23 protein-coding genes are annotated in these 22,142 nt (G+C 51.3%); 8 read left to right on the top strand and 15 right to left on the bottom strand.

Translation table 11 applies throughout. From position 1 onward, the window contains the following. Positions 1-12 precede the first annotated feature (12 nt). The 5 genes from rpoZ to AB4875_RS00975 form a co-directional block, all read right to left on the bottom strand. Positions 13-276: a DNA-directed RNA polymerase subunit omega gene (rpoZ, locus tag AB4875_RS00995; protein ID WP_368374164.1), complete on the bottom strand. Its 264-nt coding sequence runs from the start codon at positions 274-276 to the stop codon at positions 13-15. 83 nt (positions 277-359) lie between these two features. Then, positions 360-977: a guanylate kinase gene (gene gmk, locus AB4875_RS00990; protein WP_368374163.1), complete on the bottom strand. Its 618-nt coding sequence runs from the start codon at positions 975-977 to the stop codon at positions 360-362. A 729-nt stretch (positions 978-1,706) separates the two neighbouring features. After that, complete coding sequence (locus AB4875_RS00985; RefSeq protein ID WP_368374162.1) at positions 1,707-2,612, bottom strand: DUF3800 domain-containing protein; 906 nt, start codon at positions 2,610-2,612, stop codon at positions 1,707-1,709. A gap of 14 nt (positions 2,613-2,626) precedes the next feature. Continuing rightward, entirely contained in the window at positions 2,627-2,986 is a 360-nt protein-coding gene (locus AB4875_RS00980) for a restriction endonuclease subunit S domain-containing protein (protein WP_368374161.1), read from the bottom strand. Continuing rightward, positions 2,979-3,845, bottom strand: a complete 867-nt coding sequence (locus AB4875_RS00975) for a YicC/YloC family endoribonuclease (protein ID WP_368374160.1) — start codon at positions 3,843-3,845, stop codon at positions 2,979-2,981. The genes AB4875_RS00980 and AB4875_RS00975 overlap by 8 nt, the downstream gene beginning before the upstream one ends. Positions 3,846-4,116: 271 nt before the next feature. Between AB4875_RS00975 and rph the strand changes: the two genes are divergently transcribed. Beyond that, the gene (rph, locus tag AB4875_RS00970; protein ID WP_368374159.1) at positions 4,117-4,839 is read left to right on the top strand and encodes a ribonuclease PH; all 723 of its coding nucleotides are present in this window, start codon (positions 4,117-4,119) and stop codon (positions 4,837-4,839) included. A gap of 19 nt (positions 4,840-4,858) precedes the next feature. Here the strand turns inward: rph and AB4875_RS00965 are convergent, their stop codons facing one another. Further along, a complete protein-coding gene (locus tag AB4875_RS00965) occupies positions 4,859-5,641 on the bottom strand; it encodes an exodeoxyribonuclease III (RefSeq protein ID WP_368374158.1) in 783 nt (260 codons plus the stop codon). A gap of 342 nt (positions 5,642-5,983) precedes the next feature. On the opposite strand from AB4875_RS00965, the gene pyrE reads away from it, so the two are divergent. Together pyrE and AB4875_RS00955 are read left to right on the top strand one after the other, a co-directional pair. Beyond that, on the top strand, positions 5,984-6,631 hold the full coding sequence (gene pyrE / locus AB4875_RS00960; protein ID WP_368377037.1) for an orotate phosphoribosyltransferase: 648 nt from the start codon (positions 5,984-5,986) through the stop codon (positions 6,629-6,631). 45 nt (positions 6,632-6,676) lie between these two features. Continuing rightward, positions 6,677-7,339, top strand: coding sequence for a hypothetical protein (locus tag AB4875_RS00955; RefSeq protein WP_368374157.1), 663 nt, complete (start codon positions 6,677-6,679; stop codon positions 7,337-7,339). A gap of 51 nt (positions 7,340-7,390) precedes the next feature. Here AB4875_RS00955 and AB4875_RS00950 read toward each other — a convergent pair whose 3' ends face one another. Then, positions 7,391-7,624, bottom strand: coding sequence for a hypothetical protein (locus AB4875_RS00950; protein ID WP_368374156.1), 234 nt, complete (start codon positions 7,622-7,624; stop codon positions 7,391-7,393). Next, positions 7,621-9,888 carry a molybdopterin-containing oxidoreductase family protein gene (locus AB4875_RS00945; protein ID WP_368374155.1) on the bottom strand — a complete coding sequence of 756 codons (2,268 nt, stop codon included), beginning with the start codon at positions 9,886-9,888 and terminating at the stop codon, positions 7,621-7,623. The genes AB4875_RS00950 and AB4875_RS00945 overlap by 4 nt, the downstream gene beginning before the upstream one ends. Before the next feature lie 146 nt (positions 9,889-10,034). Between AB4875_RS00945 and AB4875_RS00940 the strand changes: the two genes are divergently transcribed. Then, a complete protein-coding gene (locus tag AB4875_RS00940; RefSeq protein WP_368374154.1) occupies positions 10,035-10,520 on the top strand; it encodes a winged helix-turn-helix transcriptional regulator in 486 nt (161 codons plus the stop codon). 27 nt (positions 10,521-10,547) lie between these two features. On the opposite strand, the gene slmA is transcribed toward AB4875_RS00940, so the two are convergent. The 4 genes from slmA to coaBC all read right to left on the bottom strand — a co-directional run bounded on the left by slmA (position 10,548) and on the right by coaBC (position 15,900). Then, on the bottom strand, positions 10,548-11,132 hold the full coding sequence (gene slmA, locus AB4875_RS00935) for a nucleoid occlusion factor SlmA (protein WP_368374153.1): 585 nt from the start codon (positions 11,130-11,132) through the stop codon (positions 10,548-10,550). 61 nt (positions 11,133-11,193) lie between these two features. Beyond that, positions 11,194-12,105 (bottom strand): acetylglutamate kinase, encoded by a 912-nt coding sequence (gene argB / locus AB4875_RS00930; RefSeq protein ID WP_368374152.1) that lies wholly within the window; start codon positions 12,103-12,105, stop codon positions 11,194-11,196. 40 nt (positions 12,106-12,145) lie between these two features. Continuing rightward, positions 12,146-14,602 (bottom strand): phosphomannomutase/phosphoglucomutase, encoded by a 2,457-nt coding sequence (locus AB4875_RS00925; RefSeq protein ID WP_368374151.1) that lies wholly within the window; start codon positions 14,600-14,602, stop codon positions 12,146-12,148. Between the two features lie 92 nt (positions 14,603-14,694). Next, on the bottom strand, positions 14,695-15,900 hold the full coding sequence (coaBC, locus tag AB4875_RS00920) for a bifunctional phosphopantothenoylcysteine decarboxylase/phosphopantothenate--cysteine ligase CoaBC (RefSeq protein WP_368374150.1): 1,206 nt from the start codon (positions 15,898-15,900) through the stop codon (positions 14,695-14,697). Positions 15,901-16,009: 109 nt separating this feature from the next. Between coaBC and radC the strand changes: the two genes are divergently transcribed. The 3 genes from radC to rpmG all read left to right on the top strand — a co-directional run bounded on the left by radC (position 16,010) and on the right by rpmG (position 17,300). Then, positions 16,010-16,684, top strand: a complete 675-nt coding sequence (gene radC / locus AB4875_RS00915; RefSeq protein WP_368374149.1) for a RadC family protein — start codon at positions 16,010-16,012, stop codon at positions 16,682-16,684. 197 nt (positions 16,685-16,881) lie between these two features. Further along, entirely contained in the window at positions 16,882-17,118 is a 237-nt protein-coding gene (rpmB, locus tag AB4875_RS00910; protein ID WP_368374148.1) for a 50S ribosomal protein L28, read from the top strand. Positions 17,119-17,129: 11 nt separating this feature from the next. After that, positions 17,130-17,300: a 50S ribosomal protein L33 gene (rpmG, locus tag AB4875_RS00905; RefSeq protein WP_008252729.1), complete on the top strand. Its 171-nt coding sequence runs from the start codon at positions 17,130-17,132 to the stop codon at positions 17,298-17,300. A 133-nt stretch (positions 17,301-17,433) separates the two neighbouring features. Here rpmG and AB4875_RS00900 read toward each other — a convergent pair whose 3' ends face one another. Continuing rightward, a complete protein-coding gene (locus AB4875_RS00900; RefSeq protein WP_368374147.1) occupies positions 17,434-18,042 on the bottom strand; it encodes a histidine phosphatase family protein in 609 nt (202 codons plus the stop codon). Between the two features lie 460 nt (positions 18,043-18,502). On the opposite strand from AB4875_RS00900, the gene acuI reads away from it, so the two are divergent. After that, complete coding sequence (gene acuI, locus AB4875_RS00895; protein ID WP_368374146.1) at positions 18,503-19,486, top strand: acrylyl-CoA reductase (NADPH); 984 nt, start codon at positions 18,503-18,505, stop codon at positions 19,484-19,486. A gap of 106 nt (positions 19,487-19,592) precedes the next feature. On the opposite strand, the gene argE is transcribed toward acuI, so the two are convergent. Continuing rightward, entirely contained in the window at positions 19,593-20,768 is a 1,176-nt protein-coding gene (gene argE / locus AB4875_RS00890) for an acetylornithine deacetylase (protein WP_368374145.1), read from the bottom strand. A gap of 96 nt (positions 20,769-20,864) precedes the next feature. Beyond that, positions 20,865-22,130, bottom strand: a complete 1,266-nt coding sequence (locus AB4875_RS00885) for an inorganic phosphate transporter (protein ID WP_368374144.1) — start codon at positions 22,128-22,130, stop codon at positions 20,865-20,867. Positions 22,131-22,142: the final 12 nt, after the last annotated feature.

Here is a 22,142-nt window from a genome sequence, read left to right as displayed (position 1 = left end):
ATAGACGCAGAGTTACAGTGAGCTAGCGCCTAGCTCAGCGCTCAGATCTAATTCCTGGTCTTCTGCAGTAGGATTCGCCGCCATCACTTCTTCGCGAGTAATTTTGCCTTCAGCCAGTTCACGCAAGGCAATAACAGTTGGTTTGTCGCCCTCTTCTGGAACCCGTGCTTCTTTGCCGCCAGTAGCCAGTGCGTGGGCGCGCTTGCTTGCAACCATAACTAATTCAAAGCGGTTATCGACGGCTTGTAGGCAGTCTTCTACAGTAATTCGGGCCATGATGTGTATCCTGCGGACTAAATAAAATCAGCGCACAAATCGCGCGCTGTTAATGGGGGCTTAGTTTAACAAATAGCCAGCGCTTATGACAGTAGCGCAGAAAGTAAAACTCGATGACGGAGCTCCTGACTCGCCAAGGTTAGGCGACGGCTGCGAACAATGGCCTCTAAATCTGCCAGTGCGGTATCGAAATCGTCATTAATCACCAGGTAGTCGCTTTCAATATAGTGGGACATTTCCGCGACGGCGGCATCCATGCGCCGCTGTATCACATCGCTGCCATCTTGACCTCGGCCAGTGAGACGTTCATTCAAGGCTTCTTTTGACGGTGGCATAATGAAAATTGCCACTGTATCCGGCATTAAGCGCCTAACTTGCTGCGCGCCCTGCCAATCGATCTCTAAAATCACATCCTCGCCAGTGGCTAGTTGGGACTCAACCCACTGCTGTGAGGTGCCATAAAAATTATCAAACACCTGCGCGTGTTCAAGAAAAGCCGCTTTATCTAGCATGGACTGAAAGTCTGCATGGGACACAAAGTGATAGTTCACCCCATCCTGTTCGCCGGGTCGCATAGCGCGTGTGGTATGGGAGACCGACACTCCAAGCCGAGGAGTTTGCGCTAGTAACTTCGCGACTAAGCTGGTTTTGCCTGCGCCGGACGGTGCTGAAATGGTATAGAGCGTACCTTGACTGTGCATAGCGAAAAGGGCGTCCTTTTATCGAGTTCGCGGTGGTGGCCGCGATGTAGGCTAGGGATTATACGACCTGATTGAAGGGCCGTCACGGTCTATCAAATTGAAGGACGATGTTTGATCTTAGGCGTTTTTACACGCTGATCTGGCCGTGCGTTTTAGGGCTAATTTCATTTGCTGTCATCTGCTGGCGGAATATGACGGTTCACGCTGGGAAGATGGAGATATTCGGTGTCGGTTAATCTTCGGGCCAAAGACCGGCTGAAGCTCGCCTTCTGTTTTTGTTGCCAGCCACCCTTTGGCAGACTTTCAAGCGATTTAAGGACAGAATTTCGAGCTATTAGAAGACCTCATGCCAAACTCCTTGCCGCGCGGAGCGGCATAGAGCTGAAACCTTCTGTCGATTTTATTTTTAAAAGCATTCCCTTTTAGCATCACTCAATATTCTGAATCTGCTCATAGAGCACAACTTAGTATAATTATATATCAGGATATTATGGGTGATTTTTTACTTGGAGTCCCTCTATGCCCACCGATTAGCTTGGGTCTGCCAGTTAGGCTAATATCGCCCGACAGAGTGCGACTCCTAACTTAACTGATACCTGGATTGAGAGTAGTTCCGAAGGAGAAGGATAAAGATTTTGCGGGCTTTAAACTTGCAATAGAGGGCAAATACTCTATAATTCATCGCAAGTGGATTGGGCAGACCCGGTCGGCGTTACAACCTCGGTGGTTTCATCGGGGTTTTTCGCTGTTTGGGGTAGGGAAAATTTTCATGCCTAGCCCTTCATAGTTCTTACCCACCTCTTCGCGCCCCCCGTCACAGTAGAATTTCTTCTTCAGTACCTCGAAGGCTCGATTGTTTTGCTCTGGCCTCAATGTCTTGAGGCCAATCGGTCGAGCAACTAAATCGGCGAGCTGCAGCCCTGAAGACATCACCTTCTTATCGGCAAAGAGAATCTCGAAAGGTAGTGAGATACCCATACGGTTGTTGCCGTCACAGATTCTGCGAAACTCTAGCTCCAGCTCGGCGTCTTCCTTGCTACCTCTGCACTCAACGACGATATGGGTCTTCTTTTCGTGTTCGCCTTTTTCCTGCAAGAACTCATAAAGCGTTTCCATGCACATTCTTAGAGCTATGTGATAGGCGTTGTCGGATGCACTTTGCTTGCTGAGGGAGCGTTTATCGATCGTAGCGCTGATCAAAATGAAGTTGCTGAACTCTATAATTTCGGTCAGTTCATCCATGAAGGACTGCTGATGCTCTCTGCTCTGGAAGATATTGAACATCCCCTTTCGCCGCCGAATTTCGTTTTCATGAAGCACTACTTGGTCGTGGCCAAAGTGATTGAATTTGAATTTCTCCAGCGCCGGTACGATGGCTTCGCTGTAGTGGCGTTTGTGGAACACACAAAAAGCCAGCACGAAAATGGGGTAACTCTGATCGATGGTTTGCAAGTTGTGATCGCCACTCTCATCGACATAGACGATGTGCCTGCTAAACGGACTCCTCTCAGCCTTGGCGATCTCGTCAGCTGTTGGTGGATGCGCTAGTGCTTTGATTTTTGCATCGAATTCAAACAGCGGAAGTTGTTGATCCTCCGCGGCAGGCTGTTTGTCTGACTTCTCGTCCTTACTCATCGGTTTAGTCCTCTTCAACCATCGCATCGGTCAGATGTAGTTGGGTTTACTGGGCGCGTTTCAGGCAGGCTTTGAGCTGGTTGCATAGGGTCATCAGTTGATCGACTTTGGCGACGATGCTGTTTTTCGTCTGTTGGTGGTATGGCAATCAAGCGCCCTCGGAGCTGGGTCTTATTAATGGATACCAAGTTGGTTGTCTGCTTGTTCGACCCCGCAAAATAGTCACGAGCAAAAGGAGTGTTGAGATACTCCAGCCAAACGTCACTTTGCTCTTTTAAGAATATAATGGCCTTAAATGCGTGGTTCTGGTGCGCAACGTCAGGTAGCTCATCGTTCCAAATGGCCGTCCGCCCTTGAGCAAGAATCTTACTCAATATTCTGGATCTGCTCTCGCATTTGTTCTATTAAAACCTTCAGCTCTACCGCCGCCTGTGTGCTCTCCGCTACCACCGCTTTAGATGACAAGGTGTTGGCTTCGCGGTTGAGTTCCTGCATAAAGAAATCTAAGCGTCGGCCGCTGGCGCCGCCTTTTTTAATGACTCGTCGCACTTCTTTGACGTGGGTATCTAGGCGGTCTAGCTCTTCATCTACGTCAGCCTTTTGCGCTATTAATGCAATTTCTGCTTCTAGGCGGTTGGGGTCGAGCTCAACTTTGAGTTCGGCGAGGCGTTGCTGCAGTTTGTCGCGCTGGGCGATGACAATGCTGGGCATTTTGCTGCGAATATCGGTGACGATATCTCCAATGGTGTCTAGGCGTTGTTCGATTAATTGGGCGAGTGCGCTGCCTTCGCGCTGGCGGGTGGCAATATGTTCGTCCAGCGCGGTATTAAAGCCGTCCACTAGTTGTTTGCTTATGGCGTCGTTGTCTAGGGTTTGTGGTTCTAGTACGCCGGGCCAGCGCAGTAATTCCAAGACGTTAATGGGGGCGGTGTGGGCAATATGAGTTTTAAGGCCGTTTGCCGCGGTTAAAATTTGATTGGCGAGTTCGTCATTGAGTTGCAGATCTTGCTGCTGGCTGTGTTGTTGCACCCGCAATGCGCATTCAACTTTGCCGCGCTGGAGTTTGCTGCGAAGTGCGTCGCGCAGACTGGGTTCTAGTTGTCGCCAGTTCTCTGGTAACTTAAATGATAGCTCTAGGTAGCGGTGATTAACCGAACGTAGTTCCCAAGTGACGCTGCCCCAAGGGTAGTCAAAACGTTGGTGGGCAAAGGCGGTCATACTGCTGGTAGTCAAAGGATTCCCCTGCTTTTTTTGATTTTAGTTTAGATAGTGTAAGCCTAAATGGCCTGCGAAGGCGAAAAGTTACTGGCAGGAAATACTGGGATAAATCACTACTAGAATGGCACATGTCGGTCATTCGTGTGCTGCTAGGCGTGCTTTTAACAAGTGTGTGGATATTAGCGGGGGCCTAAGCATTGACGAGTTTATATTGACCTTGGTGCGGTGTTTTAACCTGTTGGCAACGCCTAGCGGTTATACTGTGGGCTTCAAAAAGGAGAGCAATATGACTGTAGTAAGGCCGAGTGAGCGCGCCTACGATGAAAAGCGTACTGTGCGGATTAGTCGTAATTTTACCTGCCACGCAGAGGGTTCCGTTTTAATTGAAATGGGGGATACCAAAGTTATTTGTACTGCGTCGGTGCAGAACAGTGTGCCCGGTTTCTTGCGTGGTAAGGGCCAAGGTTGGCTTACCGCGGAGTACGGTATGTTGCCACGCTCCACTGGTAGTCGTATGGATCGAGAAGCAGCGCGGGGCAAGCAGAGCGGCCGCACCCAAGAAATTCAGCGTCTTATTGGTCGCTCGCTGCGTGCCGCGGTTGATTTGACTATGTTGGGCGAGAACACCATTTATCTGGATTGCGATGTCATTCAGGCTGACGGCGGCACGCGAACCGCGTCCATCACCGGTGCGTATATTGCGCTAGCTGATGCGATTGCTAAATTGCGCGCAGATGGCTTGATTAGCGGTAATCCGCTGTTGCAGCAGGTCGCGGCAATTTCAGTTGGTGTGTATCAAGGTGTGCCAGTATTAGACTTAGATTACGCCGAAGATTCGACAGCCGAAACCGATATGAATGTGGTGATGGATGATAAGGGCGGTGTTATCGAGGTGCAGGGTACTGCTGAAGGTGCAACTTTTAGTCGCACTGAAATGAACGCGATGATGGATCTGGCCGAAAAAGGTATTGCCGAGCTAGTGACGGCTCAGCGAGAGTCCTTGGCTTAAATGCCTAAATAGGAGAGCCCTAGAATGGGCTCTCTGGTAGTTCAAAGTCATAATCCATAATGACGGGCGCGTGCTTGCCAAAGGCCTGCACTTTATAGATGGCGCCATATTCTACTCTTGGCGTCATGTGCTCTGATGTTATCTGCATATCTACCCGCCAACCGTTGGTGCCGGGCTCGCCGTCTGGCCACCAACTAAATTCGTCGGAGTCATTATTTACTAAGCGGAATGCGTCTGAGTATTGCTGTTCACGGAATAAGCGATCTAGCCATTGCTGCTCTTCTGCCAGGCTGCCGGGCTTACCGTGATTGCCGCGGACATCTTGAATGTCTATGGCGCGGTGAGCGATATTCCAGTTGCCACAAATGATAAAGTCGCGGCGTTTATTGCGCACTTTAGTCAGGTGGTTCAAATATTGTTCAAAGAACTGATTTTTGCGTATTAAACCGGCGCTATCACCTTCTTCTGCGGTGGGTGCCAATAAGCTACCAATACTAATATTGTCAAAGTCAGCCTGAATATAGAGGCCGTCCATGTCAAAGTCTAAAAAGCCGAGACCAGTCATGATGGCCTTAGGTAATTGGCGGCAATAAATAGCGACGCCATTGTGCTTGCCATCGGCAGCATCGAAGAAGTAGGGGTTATAGTCTCGAGGAAAATATACGTCGTCGCGGAGTTTGTATTCTGCAATACCAAGGTTTTGAATGCATATAATGTCTGCGTCTTGTTTTACGACCCAGTCAAAAAAGCCTTTTTTGGCTGCATCGACAATGCTGTCAGCGCAAAAACTGATGATTCTCATGTGTTTCCTATCGCGTCGACCAGTGCCAATATATTTGGCTTAAGGATGAGCAGTCTCAGCGGCAGTGTGAGCCAAGCTAAGACGCTTGAAGTCTATTATATTGGGTTATTCTGGGTTTTAGAGATTAACAATAGCTTAGACTACAATGAAACCCTAATGACAACAATCGCAGCGCTTAATATCTCGCAAAAAACTCCAAATTTGTCATCATGGCCGGCGTAGATCATGACATTTGGGTGCATTTATCGCTAATTCTGCGGTTTTTAGTAGTAGCATTCTAAAACTGGCGCGTAAAATGTCGCCGAAACATTCACCGAGTTTTAAATGAGGGTGCAAATGAGCATTCAGAAGTATCAGCAGCAATTTATACAGCAGGCTATTGTCAGTGAAGCACTTTGTTTTGGTGAATATACGCTTAAATCAGGTCGCGTCAGCCCCTACTTTTTTAATGCGGGTCGCTTTAGTACCGGCAGTGCGCTGGCCGCTCTTGGACGTTGCTATGCCGATGCGATTGTCGCCTCTGGGCTAGAGTTTGACCTTTTGTTTGGGCCTGCTTATAAGGGTATTCCTTTGGCAGCGGCGACGGCGTGTGCATTAGCGGACTATCATCAGCGCGATGTGCCTTTTGCCTATAACCGCAAAGAGAAAAAGGATCATGGCGAGGGCGGTAGCTTGGTTGGTGCCGCCTTGAGCGGTAGAATTTTAATTATTGATGACGTTATTACAGCAGGCACAGCGATTCGTGAAGCCATTGCCATGATTGAACAAGCTGGGGCTGAGGTTGCGGGTGTGGCAATTGGCTTAGATCGTCAGGAGCGCGGCCAGGGTGAGCGCTCGGCCATTCAGGAGTTGGAGCAAGACGCCTCTCTGGCGGTAATTAGTATTGTGGGTTTGAATGATATAGTCGATTACTTGTCTACAGCTAAGACTGACGACGCACTTGTGGCGCGTATTAATGCGTATCGTGATCGCTATGGTGTTGAGGTATAAGTCGGTAGAAAATATAGTTGTATCAGAAGGTATGTTAAGGAGTGTGTGAGTATTGTGGCTGTAAGTCGCTGGGCCTTATGGGTGGCAATGATTGTAATAGGAGCGCCCGAGTTGTGGGCGGGGACCCTCTATTATCGCTACCCTAGCACCAATGGCACCGTAGTTATCGACAGTAGTGTGCCGCCTGAGGCCGTGCCCCGGGGCTACGACGTTATCCGCGTGGATGGCTCGGTTGTTCGAACGGTGGCGCCTCAGCTTAGCGGCGCTGAGCGCAAGGCGCGGGCTTTGGAGTTAGAAGTTGCTGCGGCTAGGGCGGAAGCGGATGCGAAAAATCGTAAGTGGGATGAGTCGCTATTGCTGCGCTACAGCAGTGTGCTAGATATAGACGTTGCCAAAGAGCGTGCCATTAATAATATTAAGGTCCGTATTTCAATTCTGAAAAGTAATTTATCGGTTATTAAGCAGCAGATCTTGAGTAATCAGAGTGAGGCGGCGGAATTGGAGCGGCGCGGGGAAGAGGTTCCCAGCGCACTGATGAATACCTTGGCGTCGTTACGCCGAGAGGTCACAACAACAGAGCAACATATCAGCGGTCGATTACAAGACCTTGATGAGGTTGCTAGGGACTATGAGCGCGATAAAGACCGCTTTGCGCTTTTACAGTCTCAGGCTGAAAAACGGCTGCAGTATTACTCCTCTGACGACTAGTCGTATGTCCAACCGCAAATCGCCGCGCTTCTTTCCTTATATCGCGGTGCGCTATTTCTCACCGCGCTGGTAGCGATCCAGTTCTTCAGGATCAAAGCCCTGATCATTGTCTATAATCGGGTCGCGCATGAAATCCTCGTCGGGGTCGCGACGCATTGCCCGGTCAACGAGCCACAGGCAAAGCCGATCCAGCATCGACTGGTTTCTGGACGCTCGGGCAGCCAGCCAAATCAGCAGTTTTGCGGACAGCTCCCGCCTTTTATCATCGCTGTAAAACGGACTCATACTTTGGCCTCTGTCTTGGTAGCGTTTCCGCTTGGGCTTTTAATAATACGGCAAGGTACGCCCTTGAGGTGCGGAATCCCCTGTTCGCGGTCTAGATAGTCTTCATCGTCGCGGCAAAGTTGGGCATCGCTGTATTTGAGCGCGCCAGACAAGTGGCCTGCACCTTGCTGCATCTCCGGTTTCCACCAGCCATGCGGTACTCTTACTAAGCCGTCAGGCATAGCCTCTTTGATGGCAACTTGAGCAGAGATTTTGCCGATTTGGTTTTCGATGGTGACCCATTCATTTTCGCCGAGGTGATACTCGCTGGCGGTACCTGGGCTGACAAATATTTGTGGCTCCGGCGCGCGTTTACGCATTTCAGGTACTTGCCGCTGGGCGGTTTGAAAGTAGCCATCTTCACGTACGCCAGTAAACATTTGCAGTGGGTAGTCGGGATCCGCCGGCGGGTCTTCGCGGAAGTAGGGGAGTGGGTCGAAGCCCAAGTCTTCAAGAATGGATGACTTCAGCTCGACCTTGCCGCTAGGTGTCGCAAAGCCGGTTTTGAGGTATTTGCGAAATACCGGTTTGTCGAAATAGATCTCGGTGGTTTCGGAAAGCTCCTTAAAGCTCATGCCGGTGCCTTTCAATCGGTCGTCATAGAAATCATTTAGGGTTTCCCATGGCACCAGCTCTGGCCGGTCTAGGGCATTGGCAATATGCTTCCAAAACTCCCAAGTGCTCTTCGCCTCGCCAGGCGGTTCCATTGATTGCTCAGACGGGCGATAAGCTGACATCCAGCCAAAAGCATCGGTCAACCAAGGTCGCTCCAGCCAGCTATCGCCGGGCAATACATAGTCGGCTAATTGCGCCGTGGGCGTCATATGATGCTCGTGGGCAACGATAAGATCCTGATTCATCATGCCTTTGAGAATCAATGGCATATTGGCGTAGCTCATAACGGTGTTATTACCCAGGGCAAAAAATGCTTTCACGGGATAGCTGCCCTCGCCGGCCATTGCACGGAAGGTGGCGGACGGATTTGCCATGTAACAGCCAGTTACTTGATTGACATATTCGTGGCCCCATACGCGTTTGAGCGGCTCTCGCAAGGCTGCTTGGCCGCGATAGGTAAAGGCCGGGTGGGTGTCGGAACCAAGCTGTTTAGCCTTTTGCTCTTCGGATAGCACCTCGTGCATCTCAATGGTAGATTCTGGGACGATGTCAGGGTTGAAGCCCTGCAGGGTTTCCCCGCCGGCAACGTCTACGTAACCGCAGACGGAGCGCAGAATACTTTGTAGGCGAATCGCCGATGTACTGTTGCGCTGCATATCGGTGATTGGCGTCCAGGGAATAATTGAGGGCCCTGAGGTGGCATACATGCGCGCGGCTTTGGCGATCATGTCGGGGTCGCAGCCGGTGAGTTTGGCAACGCGATCTAGGGGGAACTCGTCGACGCGCTTGCGTAATTCCTCAAATCCGACCGTCCAATTGGCCACAAAATCTTTGTCGTAAAGTCCTTCGTCGAAGATAACCTTGAGCCAGCCAAACATCATGGCGCCATCGCTACCGGCTTTTAGCGGTAGCCAGATGTCCGCCCGCTCGGCACTCGAGCTCTTGCGTGGGTCGCAGACGATTAACTTCGCGCCCCGTTCTTGGGCGGAGCGAATGTAGTTGTAGATTGGTGTCCAGCTATGGCGGCGTGGATTGTGACCCATCAGTACAATACAGTTGGTATTGTTAAAGTCACCCATCGGAAACCAGCCATAAGTAAGCCGGTTTATGGCGGCGGTGTTACCCGCGCAGAGCGCGACGCCGCTGATCCAGTTGGGTGTGCCAACGTGGTTCATAATACGCCGCCCAAGACCGTGATCGGTGGCGGTGTTCCATTGGCTAGTGGAAACGGCCCAGGCCTCTGGCCCATGTTCAGTAATGACTTTTTTGAGACGCTGACCGATATCACTCATGGCATCTTCCCAGCTGACTTGCTCCCACTGGCCCGAGCCGCGTTCACCTACGCGTTTTAATGGATGCAGAATACGATCTGGGTGCGCGAATGCCTTGGGCGCAATAATTCCCTTCATGCAGATATTGTCGCGGAAAATCGGATTGTCTGAGGAGCGCACCTTCACCACCCGACCTTGCTTACTTTCTGTTACCACGCTGCAGGCGATATCGCAGGTAGAGCAGATAGTGCGCTTAATGGTGACGCCATCTTTAGCTGGGCGCACAATTAGTTTGGCAGAGGCAATAGCGTCAGGATCAAAGGGAACGGGGGCGGGCATGACTTACTCCTGATTAGACATGTGATTTATATGATTGTTAGTTCATAAAATGGACTCAAGTGTAAAAGTTAGTCCAAAATGTGGACTTTGTATATACTGTGTGACGAAAAACACTCTTACATGCGCGGTTAATGAAGGTGAGCAAAATGCAATGGGACGAGTTGAGTACGCAGCAATGTTCGGTGGCACGTTCATCCATAGTGTTGGGCGATCGCTGGACGCTAGTTATTCTGAGTGACTGCTTTCTGGGGGTGCGACGCTTTGACGACCTGCAAGCGCGACTGCAGATATCGCGTACTACCTTAACCCAGCGCTTGAAAAAGCTGGAAGCTCATGGGGTGCTCGAGCGCCGCGCCTACCAAAGCAAGCCCGCGCGTTATGAATATCGCTTAACGGAGAAGGGGCGGGATCTCTATCCCGTCATTTCGACGCTGCTGAACTGGGGCGATAAATACTATTCGGATGCGGCGGGTCCACCGATTCTTCGTCAGCACACCTCTTGTGGTCACGATATACAACCGATTTTGACCTGTCCGGATTGCGCTGAGCCGATTGATACGCGCAGCGTTAGGGCGCGCAAGCGCCCAGCTAACGTAGATTACCCCATGGTTAACCGGGGCCCGTTTCGTTAGGGACTAATTTACTTTGTTGAGGGGTATTTAGCGGAAGATAGTTTTACTAAGTAGCTGCCATTGCTCATCCCAGTGTTCGGTGGGGAGGCGCTTAAAATCACTGCGAACAAATTGGCCGATGCGACCTTCGGCGGCGGATAACAGAAGGTTGGCAGTGCTATTGGCGGTAATGACGGTGCGCAATCCTTCCCGCAATTCTGCTTCGCGTAAAATCGTTTTTAACTGGGTTTCTAGGCGGTCATAGAACTGGACGACGCGGTTGCGCAGACGTTCATTCTCACCGGCGAGGGCGTCGCCATTAAAAATACGGGTGATGCCCGGGTTGCGTTCGGTGAATCCTAGTAATAGCTGCAGGATATTGCCAAGTTGCGCGATGCTCTGGGTCTCTTCTTTAATGATGAGGGTGACGCGGCTAAAGATGGCCTCTTCCACAAATTCGATAAGCCCCTCAAACATCTTGGCCTTGCTGGGAAAGTGCCGATACAAGGCGGCCTCCGACACGCCTACTTCGGCAGCCAGCTTTGCGGTGGTAATGCGGGCGCCCGGCTGGCTTTCCAGCATGGTAGCCAGGGCGTTTAAAATTTCATCGCGTCGTGAGGGACGTTTGTTCATAGGGTATAGCTGACCTTAGCGGGCTCGGGGCCGGTGCTTAGTGATGTACTTAGTATTATGCTTAATCGAGTAGTGCATTGGAGTTGGTAATGAGCGTGCCTACGCCAGTGTTGGTGAAGATTTCTAATAATACGGCATGGGGTACGCGGCCATCTATAATATGAGCGCTGGTCACGCCGGCGTTAACGGCAGACAGTGCGCAGCCTATTTTCGGCAGCATGCCGCCATAAATTGTGCCGTCGGCGATCAGAGCGTCGACTTGCTCGGTGCTTAATCCTGTTAATACCTTGCCAGATTTATCCATCAGGCCTTCGATATTGGTCAATAGCATCAATTTTTCTGCTTTTAGCACTTCGGCCACTTTACCGGCTACTAAATCGGCATTGATATTGTAAGACGCACCGTCCGAGCCGACCCCAATAGGGGCGATCACTGGAATAAAGTCACTGTTAATGAGCATATCCAAGACTTCGGTATTAATTTCTTCGACTTCGCCCACGTGGCCAATATCGATGATTTCAGTTTTAGCCAGATCTGGCGTGCGCTGGGTAACCTTGAGTTTTCTGGCGCGGATGAGCTGGCCGTCTTTGCCGGTCAGACCAATGGCTTTGCCGCCATTGCGGTTAAGTAGCGACACAATCTCTTTGTTCACTGAGCCGCCAAGTACCATTTCTACCACGTCCATAGTCGCGGTATCGGTGACACGCATGCCGTCCACAAAGTGCGACTCTATCGCTAAACGCTTTAGCAGGGCGCCAATTTGGGGGCCGCCACCGTGCACAACAATCGGATTCATGCCGACTAGCTTCATCAGGACGATATCGCGGGCGAACTGTTCTTTTAGCTTGTCGTCGATCATGGCGTTGCCGCCAAACTTAACCACAATGGTCTTGTTGGTGAAGCGTTGAATATAGGGCAAAGCTTCGGTGAGAATGCGGGCAACATCACCGGCGGCGGCGCGACTCATAGACATGACGGGTTCTCGTAAAGTCGGTGGTTAAAAAGGACGCCTATTAAAGACTATCTACTAGTGTGGGATCAATCCTTAGCAGCAAATCCTTAAAGTCATTTTGTATGCGGGTAAGTGAGGCTTCACTATCTGCCTCAAATCGCATGGAGATGGCTGGGCCGGTATTCGACGCCCGAATCAGGCCCCAGCCGTGTCGGAACTCTATCCGCAGGCCATCAATATTGATGAGCGCGGCGTCGGTAAATTTTTGATTTTCTGCAAAAGTTTCGACAAGGGCGAATTTACGTTCATCGGCAACCGGTATCAATATTTCGGGGCTGCTGACGAGCTTGCGCTGACTGTTGATGGCTTCGTCCATAGTAGTGCCGGATAGCGTCAGTATTTCTAGGAGGCGGGCAGCGGTATACATGCCGTCATCGAAGCCATACCAGCGCTCTTTATAAAATATATGTCCAGAGAATTCGCCGCCCAGTAAGGCGCCGGTATCAGCCATTTTTTGTTTCATGTAAGAGTGGCCACATTTCCACATAGTTGGGCGGCCGCCAGCCTCGACTATAAGCTCTGAGAGCAGGCGTGAGCACTTCACATCAAAAAGAATTTCGGCGCCGGGATTGCGCGCTACCATATCGCTGGCAAGTACCATGAGTAATTGGTCTGCCGGTGGGCAGCGGCCCTCTGCGGTGACAATGGCAAGCCGGTCGCCGTCGCCATCAAATGCGATACCAATATCTGCTTGATTCTCGGCGACCGCTGCTTTAAGTGCGCTTAAATTACTCTCAATGGTGGGGTCTGGCGCATGATTGGGGAAGTTGCCATCGAGCTCGCAAAATAAGGGGATGACTTCGCAACCCAGCTCTTCAAAGAGGGTTGGCGCAATATTCGATGTCGCGCCATTGCCGGCATCGATCACAACTTTAAGGGTTTGGGCGATGACCACGTCACCGGTGACGCGGTCAATATAGCGTTGTTCAATGCTGTCAGTATCAAGATTTCCCTGGCCGCTCTCAAACTCTTGTGTCTCGATGCGGTATTTAAGTGCTTGGATGTCTTTGGCGCTAAGGGTTGCAAATTCTAAGCTGATTTTCATGCCGTTGTAATGACTAGGATTGTGGCTACCAGTAATCATAATGGCGTTGCCAACGTTCAGGTTATGGCAGGCGAAGTGCAGCATTGGAGTGGCGATAATGCCGATGTCGGTGACATCGATACCGGTACTGAGCAAGCCTTTGAGAAGGGCTTGATGGATTCTGGGGCTACTTAGACGACTATCGCGACCCAACAACAGTTTAGATTGGCCGCGATCGAGTGCTTCACTGCCAATGGCACGGCCAATGGCAAAGCAGGTGTTGTCGTTTAGCTCAGTGTCTGCAATGCCGCGGATATCATAGGCGCGGAAGCAGTTTGCGGCAATGCGGGTGGCATTGGCTTTTTTCTTGTGGGTCGCTTCTCCGGTACTCAATTCTGCTAGTGGCGGTGCGCTGTCCGGCGCTGGGAAGTTGTCGCGTTTTGACAGGCTACTTTGTCGATTTGCCGCAAGTTTTTTGGCCAGCGCCTGCTCTAGGCTCGGCGTTTCTTCAGCTTGGGGTGCTGCTGTGCCTTTGGAGTTTGTTGTTGCGCGTTTGGGAGGAGGGGGAATTTGATAGCTGCGGACGAAGAAGATGGCGTGACTACCCGCAATAAGGGCAACGCAAAGTACACAGATTAGCCATAGCAAGGTGCTGTCAGAACTAAGGCTTTGCACCGTAATCTCCTGCGGGTAAACCTGCAAGGTCCACCCTGGCACCGATAAGCCCCGACTTTGCATGGCATCAGGGTAGTTGATAATAGGCGGCTTGATGACAACGTCGCGGCGGCTTTTATAGGTTTGAATCAGCTCAATGCTAACGGTGTTTCCGGCTAGGCTATTAAGCATTTTTTCAAAGTACTGGGCATTAAACGTGACGTAGACTGCGCCGTGCTTGCCGGCTGTTTTAACGAATGAGATTAGCCACTGCCGATCGTGTTGGTAGGCTTCGATGACGAGAGCGTTATTTTCAATACTTTTACGCAGCATATCGATTTCGATATTATTGCGCAGCCTTAAGGTGTCGCTGCGCTCATCGGCAATACCTTGCCGGCCAATGTAGATAATCTTGGTGTCCAGTGCTTCTGGAAATGCGCGTTTAAGGCTTTGGGTAAAAAGATTGTCGGCGCTGATATTGCCTTGGCTGAGGGCGTTAGTGAGTTCGGCGTTGGTGGTTTGCTCGGTTACGCGCTCGCCAAGCTGAGTGATCACGTCGCGAACGATACCGCGCTGATGGTCGGCAATATTGGCGGTGACGGTGTCGATGCGCTGTTTTAAGGCTCTGGGTTCTTCAAAATGCTGGATCCAATAGAACGCGCCGAAAACCATGCCGATGCACGCTAAGGCGGAGAGGACGATATCGCGTTGATTCGAGGAAAATCGCGGACCGCCTTTTACTTTATTGCTTGAGGACTTAGTGGGCGTTGTTTCTGTCATGGTGGCGGTAATCTGGTCCTTGACTGCAGTGGAGGGTGTTTAGGTGTTACTGACCTCTATATGACCATAATGGTAGTGCTTACTTACGCTGTCTAGTTTTTCGCAGTAAAGAATTGCTTGGCGATCAAGGCCACTAACTGCGCCGCTAGTTGATTTTTGCCCATTTGAGCAATCGCGAGCTGGCCCTCCTTCCAAATTGCGGTCACGGCGTTGTCGTTGGCGTTAAAGCCTATCGCAGTATTCGAGACGTCATTGGCGACGATTAAGTCGAGCTTTTTATTTTCCAATTTGCCTCTGGCATAGCGTATGAGGTCTTGGGTCTCGGCGGCAAAACCGACGGTGATCGGTCGAGCGCTGTGATGAGCCACCGTACTTACAATGTCTGGATTGCGAACCAGGTCAATGCGCATGGTGTCGCCGTCTTTTTTGATCTTCTGTTCGGCAGTATTGGCGGGCCGGTAGTCGGCCACGGCGGCGCAGCCGATAAAGAGCTGGCATTTACCTAGAGTCGCCTCGGTGGCTTCGAGCATATTTTGGGCGCTAATCACGTCTACCCGTGTTACCCGCTCGGGGCAGGGCAAATTAGTGGGGCCGCTTATTAGCGTGACGATAGCGCCAGCGTCGGCGGCAGCGGCGGCTAGGGCATAGCCCATTTTTCCTGAGCTATGGTTGCTAATGTAACGCACTGGGTCAATGGCTTCGCGGGTTGGTCCCGCGGTAATGGTCATGTGTATGCCGTCCAGCAGGCGGCTATTAAAGACCTTGGCGGCACATGCGGTCAGTTCTTCGGCCTCTAGCATACGGCCTGGGCCAACATCACCACAGGCTTGTTCTCCAGCTGCGGGGCCAAACAGGGCGATATTGCGGCTCGTGAGTGTTGCGGTGTTGGCTTGTGTGGCGGGATCGCGCCACATACCCTGATTCATAGCAGGTGCTAAGGCGATCGGGGCGGCGGTGGCAAGGCACAGCGTTGTGAGCAAGTCGTCGCCGCGTCCGTTGGCAAGCCGCGCCATGAAGTCCGCGCTGGCCGGGGCAACTAAAATAAGATCTGCCCATCTCGCCAATTCAATATGGCCCATGCCGGCTTCTGCTTCAGGGTCGAGCAGGGTGGTGTGAACCGGATTGCCGGATAGGGCTTGCAGGGTCAGCGGCGTAATAAACTCCATTGCCGCGGCAGTCATGACAACCCTGACATCGGCACCGTGATCTTTTAAGCGTCGGATCAGTTCGGCGCTTTTGTATGCTGCAATGCCGCCGGTAACGCCGAGAAGAATGTGACGGTTGCTTAGTTGTTTCATATCGCCTTGTCGCTATAGCTCAGTATCGGGTTATTATGAAGCTTATCGACGCTGCCGACTACCGCGTAGTTTTTGGCTGCAATATTCCATGCTCACCAAGGAGGGTGTTATGGCGATTACCGATTGGCCTGCGGACGAGCGACCACGAGAGAAACTACTGCAGCGGGGTGCCGCCGCGCTGGCAGATGCCGAGTTGTTGGCAATTTTCCTGCGCACCGGCGTTACTGGTAAGTCTGCGGTGGATCTTGCCCGTGATCTATTGCAGGAGCATGGTGGGCTTAGCGCCTTGATTGCTGCCAGTCGCGAGCAGTTTTGTGCGTCTCATGGTTTGGGTGATGCCAAGTTTGTGCAATTACAGGCGGTGGTAGAAATGTCTCGTCGGTATTTGGCAGAGGCGCTTCAGCAGCGGCCGGTCTTTAGCAGTGCGGCGTCCACCCGGCAGTTTCTGTTGGCGCAGCTGCGACAAGAAATACGCGAAGTGTTCGCTGTGATGTATTTAGATAATCAACATCAGCTGATCCGCTACGAACCGCTATTTTACGGTACTATCGACGGCGCGGCGGTTTACCCGCGCGAAATTGCGAGGCGAGCCTTAGAGCTGCACGCCGCGGCGCTGATTGTGGCGCACAATCATCCCTCGGGTATTGCTGAGCCTAGCGATGCCGATATTCGGATCACCCGTCGTATCCGTGATGCCTTGGCACTGCTGGATATGCGCTTGCTGGATCACTGTGTTGTAGCGGGCCCCGAGGTGATTTCGCTGGCCGAACGCGGACTGATCTAAGGTGAAATATTGCGATAAAACTTGCTTGCTGCTCGTCGTTCTGATATAAAGTCGCGCTCCATTTGGGCCGTGTCCGGGATGCTACATTTCCTCAGGGCACCCGAGTATTGTGAGAAACACGCGGCGGCCCGGTTTGAACCTGATTTTATAAACCTTTTGCACCGTCACCACGGATAAAGGTTGAAGAGGCGACTATCATGTCTAGAGTATGTCAAGTTACTGGCAAGCGTCCGGTAACAGGAAATAATGTATCACACGCAAAAAACCGCACTCGTCGTCGTTTTTTGCCAAACCTGCACAGCCATCGTTTTTGGGTTGAAGCAGACAAGCGTTTTGTTACTTTGCGGGTTTCTAGCAAAGGCATGCGTATCATCGACAAAAAAGGTATTGAGACTGTGTTAGCAGAGCTTACTGCCCGCGGCGAAAAATACTAAGGAGACTGGTCATGGCTAAGAAAGGCGCGAGCGACAAAATCCGTTTGGTTTCTAGTGCGGGTACTGGTCACTTTTACACGACCACTAAGAACAAGCGTAACACTCCGGATAAATTTGAATTTTCAAAATACGATCCAGTGGTACGTAAGCACGTGATGTACAAAGAAGCTAAAATCAAGTAATTCTGCTTTTCTAAGTAGGCTTGATTTACTGCTGACATAAAAAAACCGCGCACTGCGCGGTTTTTTTATGTCTATTGTTTTACTTGCGCATTTATCGCTTTCTGGCGATGCGTAGCGGCATAACTAAACCTGCTTATGGTTCAAGGTGGTGGGTTTCGTTAAAGCGCAAAAGCTGCTTGGTGCTTAAGCATAACTCTGAAAAAGCAGTATTACTTTTACTGTATTTCGGCCATTGAGTCGTATCGTTATCTAAGTAATGTGCTATAGCAATACTGATGGCAACGCCGTGGGAGACAATAATAATATTTTCATTTTGGTGTTTTGCAGTGATATCGTCTATTGCTTCCACCATCCGCAGTTTTACAACATTTTGGGACTCGCCGTTTGGTGAGCAATAATCCGGGTTGTTCACTAATTCAGCCATCGCATTATTATCTTCTTGCCTCAGCGACTCAAACGTCACCCCTTCCCAGTCGCCAAGATCCAGCTCCATCAGTCTCGGGTCATGAGTCACCGTTAAGCCAAAGGACGTTGCGATTGCCTCTGCGGTAATACGAGCGCGCTGAAGAGGGCTAGAGTAAATTACATCTGGGTGTATATAGTTGGAAAAATAGGCACCTAACTTACGTGTTTGTTCGTAGCCGTCAGGACTTAGCTCAGTATCTGTTTGGCCATGCCACACTTTGTCTATATTGGCGTAGGTTTGGCCGTGGCGAACAAAGTAGATTTTTCCTTTTGTCATCTTTTCCAACATAGTATTTGTGAGAATTCTGCTACGCCAAATATATTTGCGTAGCTGTTTAATAGACCTTACACAGATAGAAAATATGTCGTCGTGCATTGCTATAGTAATCCATTTTATAGGGGCGTGGGGGTTCGCCGCCAAATCTGCACATACTAAGTACACTGCAGCTGCAGAATGGCTTGGATTGACCGGTGATATTGTCGATCCAGCAGCCATCATAGTGGCCAAGTGATGATCGAATGCGACGTTTGTCTACCTTGCGCAATTGCCGCGACGGTTGCATGGTGGTCTTGGTATGGTCGCTCGGTAAGCTCACCCCTTCGCGTCATCCTTTTTGCTGGGGAAGTGGTCGTTTTCTTATGTCGAGCGGAAATTATCGTTAAGTGGTTTGCCGCCTGTTTTCGAGGTAAGTCGGTAAGCCCTAATTTTTGAATTAATAAACGGGGAGTAGGTGCTTATGTTTTCTGGAATTGTCATTAATAAAGACGAAGCTGATCAGTCGGTTGCGGTCGCCCAAATTGACGAGGCGCAATTACCCGAGGGCAATGTGACGATCGATGTGGAGTATTCCACGATGAACTATAAAGACGGGCTGGCAATTACCGGCAGCTCACCGGTGGTGCGTAAATTTCCGATGGTTCCCGGTATTGATTTAGCCGGAGTGGTGTCAGAAAGCAGCCATGCAGAATATAAAACAGGCGACAAAGTGGTCTTGAATGGCTGGGGTGTCGGTGAAGGCCACTGGGGTGGCTTGGCTCAAAAAGCGCGATTGAATGGTGATTGGCTGGTGGCGCTACCCTCTGAGTTCACCACGCGACAGGCAATGGCGATTGGTACTGCTGGATATACCGCCAGCCTGTGTGTAGAGGCATTAATCAAGCAGGGTGTTAAGCCAGAGCAGGGTGAAGTGCTTGTCACTGCGGCAACCGGCGGCGTAGGTAGTGTTGCTATCGCCTTGTTGGCCAAAGCCGGCTTTAACGTGGTTGCGGCCACGGGGAAAGCTAGCGAAGCAGATTATCTCAAACAGCTTGGTGCCACCTCAGTTATTGATCGCGCAGAACTGGGCTTGCGCGGCAAGCCTTTGCAGAAAGAGCGCTGGGCCGGGGTGGTTGATGCCGCGGGTAGCCAGACCTTGGTAAATGCCTGCGCACAAACCCGTTACGGCGGCGCCGTTGCCGCCTGCGGCCTGGCGCAGGGCTATGATTTTCCCGCTACCGTCATGCCCTTTATATTGCGCGGTGTTTCACTGCTGGGAATCGATAGTGTGATGGCACCGAAGGCGTCACGAATGCTGGCTTGGGGGCGTCTTGCGCGCGATTTGGATGTCAACTTGCTTGAGCTGATTGTGAAAGACATCAACCTGTCTGATGCCATTGGCGTGGCAACGCAAATGATGGAAGGCACCTTACGCGGTCGAGTGGTTGTAGACGTTAATAAATAAGGTCATACCACCGGCGCGCAATACAAGAATGAGGCATGTGCTAGTGCTTCATTCTCACTTGGCATCTCGGCTTGTGATGAGGCGCAATATCCCTTGGGGATGGGTTTTAGGGATTTACAATTGGGGTGCCACAAAATCGCTCAATCATTTTCTGTAAAACGTCAATTGTCGGTTGTATTTGATCTAGCGCCATATACTCGTCGGGCTGGTGGGCTTGGTCTATAGAACCCGGCCCCATCACAATAGTTTGCATGCCTAATTGCTGAAAAAATGGCGCTTCAGTCGCGAAGCCGACGGTGCCGGCAGTATGCCCGGTGAGCTGTTCGACAAGGGTAACGAGCTCTGAATCGGCGGGTTCTTCATAGGCCGCTAAGCCGGGCATCAATGCGCGTAAACCAATATTGATAGCGCGACGTTCGGCCACAGGCGTGAGTATTTTTTGTATTAAGGCGTCGAGTTCGTCGTTGTTCATCCCCGGGGTGGTGCGGATATCAAAATGCAGTTCACATTGGCCGCAAATACGGTTTGGGTTGTCGCCACCGTGAATACAGCCGAAATTCATCGTCGGTGTGGGCACGCTAAAGCCGGGATGCTGATATTTCTGCGCCAGTTCTTGCCGCAGTTCCATGAGCCCGCTCATGACTTCGTGCATGGCGTCCATGGCGTTGTTGCCCAATAAGGGGTTTGACGAGTGGCCGGAGCGCCCGGTAACCGTAATTCCTTTCATCACGATGCCCTTGTGGGCGCGCATGGGTTTAAGTCCAGTTGGTTCGCCGACCACGGCATAACGCGCGCCAGAAACGTCGGCTTGAACCAGTGAGCGTGCGCCATCCATGCTGCTTTCTTCATCTGCGGTCGCCAAAATAATTAAGGGCGCGCGCAGTGTCTTGCCTAAGAAGGGTTTGAGTGCCTCGATGACAATGGCGAAGAAGCCCTTCATGTCAGTGCTTCCAAGGCCGTAAAGCTTGTTGTCACGCTCGGTGAGCGTAAAGGGATCGCTATGCCAGAGCGACTCGTTAAACGGCACGGTATCGGTATGTCCGGCCAAGACTAGGCCCCCGCTGCCGCTGCCGAGAGTGGCAATTAAATTGGCTTTTTTGCTGTTGCCGGCAATGGTTTGGATGCGGACCTGAAAACCCAGAGGTTCAAGCCATTCGGCGAGCTGTTCAATGACGTGGATATTACCCATGTCACAGCTCGGCATTGTTGAGCTGACGGAGGGAAGTTTAACAAGCCCTGTCATCATAGACAGAACACTGGGAGTGCTATTTGAGTTTGCCACGATGAGTCCGCGCTAGGTCGCTGGTAACGGGCCATTGTAGCGAGTCGCGCAAACAAAACCAGTGGATTTGTTTGCGCGAGGGTGGAGATCTAGTGATTAGCTAAAAATTGCTTTGAAGATGAAGAAGAACACGATCGATAGTCCGGCGCCGGCAGGCAGAGTGATGATCCACGACATGAAAATATTGCGGATAACGCTTAGATTTAAGGCGGCAATACCGCGAGCTAAACCAACACCAAGCACCGCACCAACCAATGTATGGGTCGTCGAAATGGGCAAGCCGCTACCGGACGCTAGCACCACGGTTGAGGCCGCACCGAGTTCAGCGGCAAAGCCGCGGCTAGGCGTTAGCTCGGTAATTTTGGTGCCGATGGTGGCTATAACCTTAAAGCCGTAAGTTGCTAGGCCGAAAACAATACCGCCGGCGCCAATCAGCAATACCCAGCTTGGTAGTCCGGACTTGGCGCCAATTTCACCGCCAGATTGGATAACGCTGACAATAGCCGCTACTGGACCGATCGCATTGGCCACATCGTTTGAACCGTGGGCGAAGGCCATCGCGCAGGCCGTAAAGACCATTAGTACCGCAAACATACTCTCTACACTGGCAAAGCGTGAGCGACCATCGCCTGCCGTCACATCTTTGATGCGACGCAGAAAAAGTTGACCGACACCGGATACTAATATGCCGATACCCACGGAGAGTATTATGCATTCTTTGAAGTTCAGGCCTAAACCGATGTGTTTGAGTCCCTTGGTCATGGTAACCATGGCGATGATAAAACCGACTAAAAACAGATAATACGGGATGTATTTTTTAGCGGCGGCAAAGGGGTCGGGGGCATTAAGAATAAATCGTTGGGCGCTGAGGAATAAACCAAAGGACAGGGTGCCTGCGAGCACCGGCGAGACCACCCAGCTTGCAACAATCTGTCCGACCTTGCCCCAAGCGACAGCGTCGGTGTCTATCCCTACAGCGGCAAAGCCGACTAAGGCGCCGACAATCGAGTGGGTAGTAGACACCGGCCAGCCCATCATGCTTGCCACAAACAACCAGATTCCAGCGGCGAGCAGGGAGGCCAGCATACCAAAGACCAGCAAATCGGGGCTATCAGCGATATATTCTGGATTAATAATGCCCTTGCGAATGGTCTCGGTGACCTCACCGCCAGCCAAATAGGCACCGCAAAACTCAAATACAATTGCGATCAAAATCGCCTGTTTGATGGTGAGCGCCTTGGCTCCCACCGAGGTTCCCATTGCGTTGGCCACATCGTTGGCGCCAACACCCCAGGCCATGAAGAAACCAAACAAACAAGCTAAAATTAGCAATAGTTGCCCGTGTTCAGCAATAATTGACATAGTAATTCCTTA

Origin of the sequence: Zhongshania sp. R06B22 (assembly GCF_040892595.1) — a bacterium.
In the GTDB taxonomy this organism is placed as follows: Bacteria; Pseudomonadota; Gammaproteobacteria; order Pseudomonadales; family Spongiibacteraceae; genus Spongiibacter; species Spongiibacter arctica.
The sequence above is the reverse complement of the archived record's forward strand: the minus strand, read 5'-3'. Positions and strand labels throughout refer to the sequence as shown.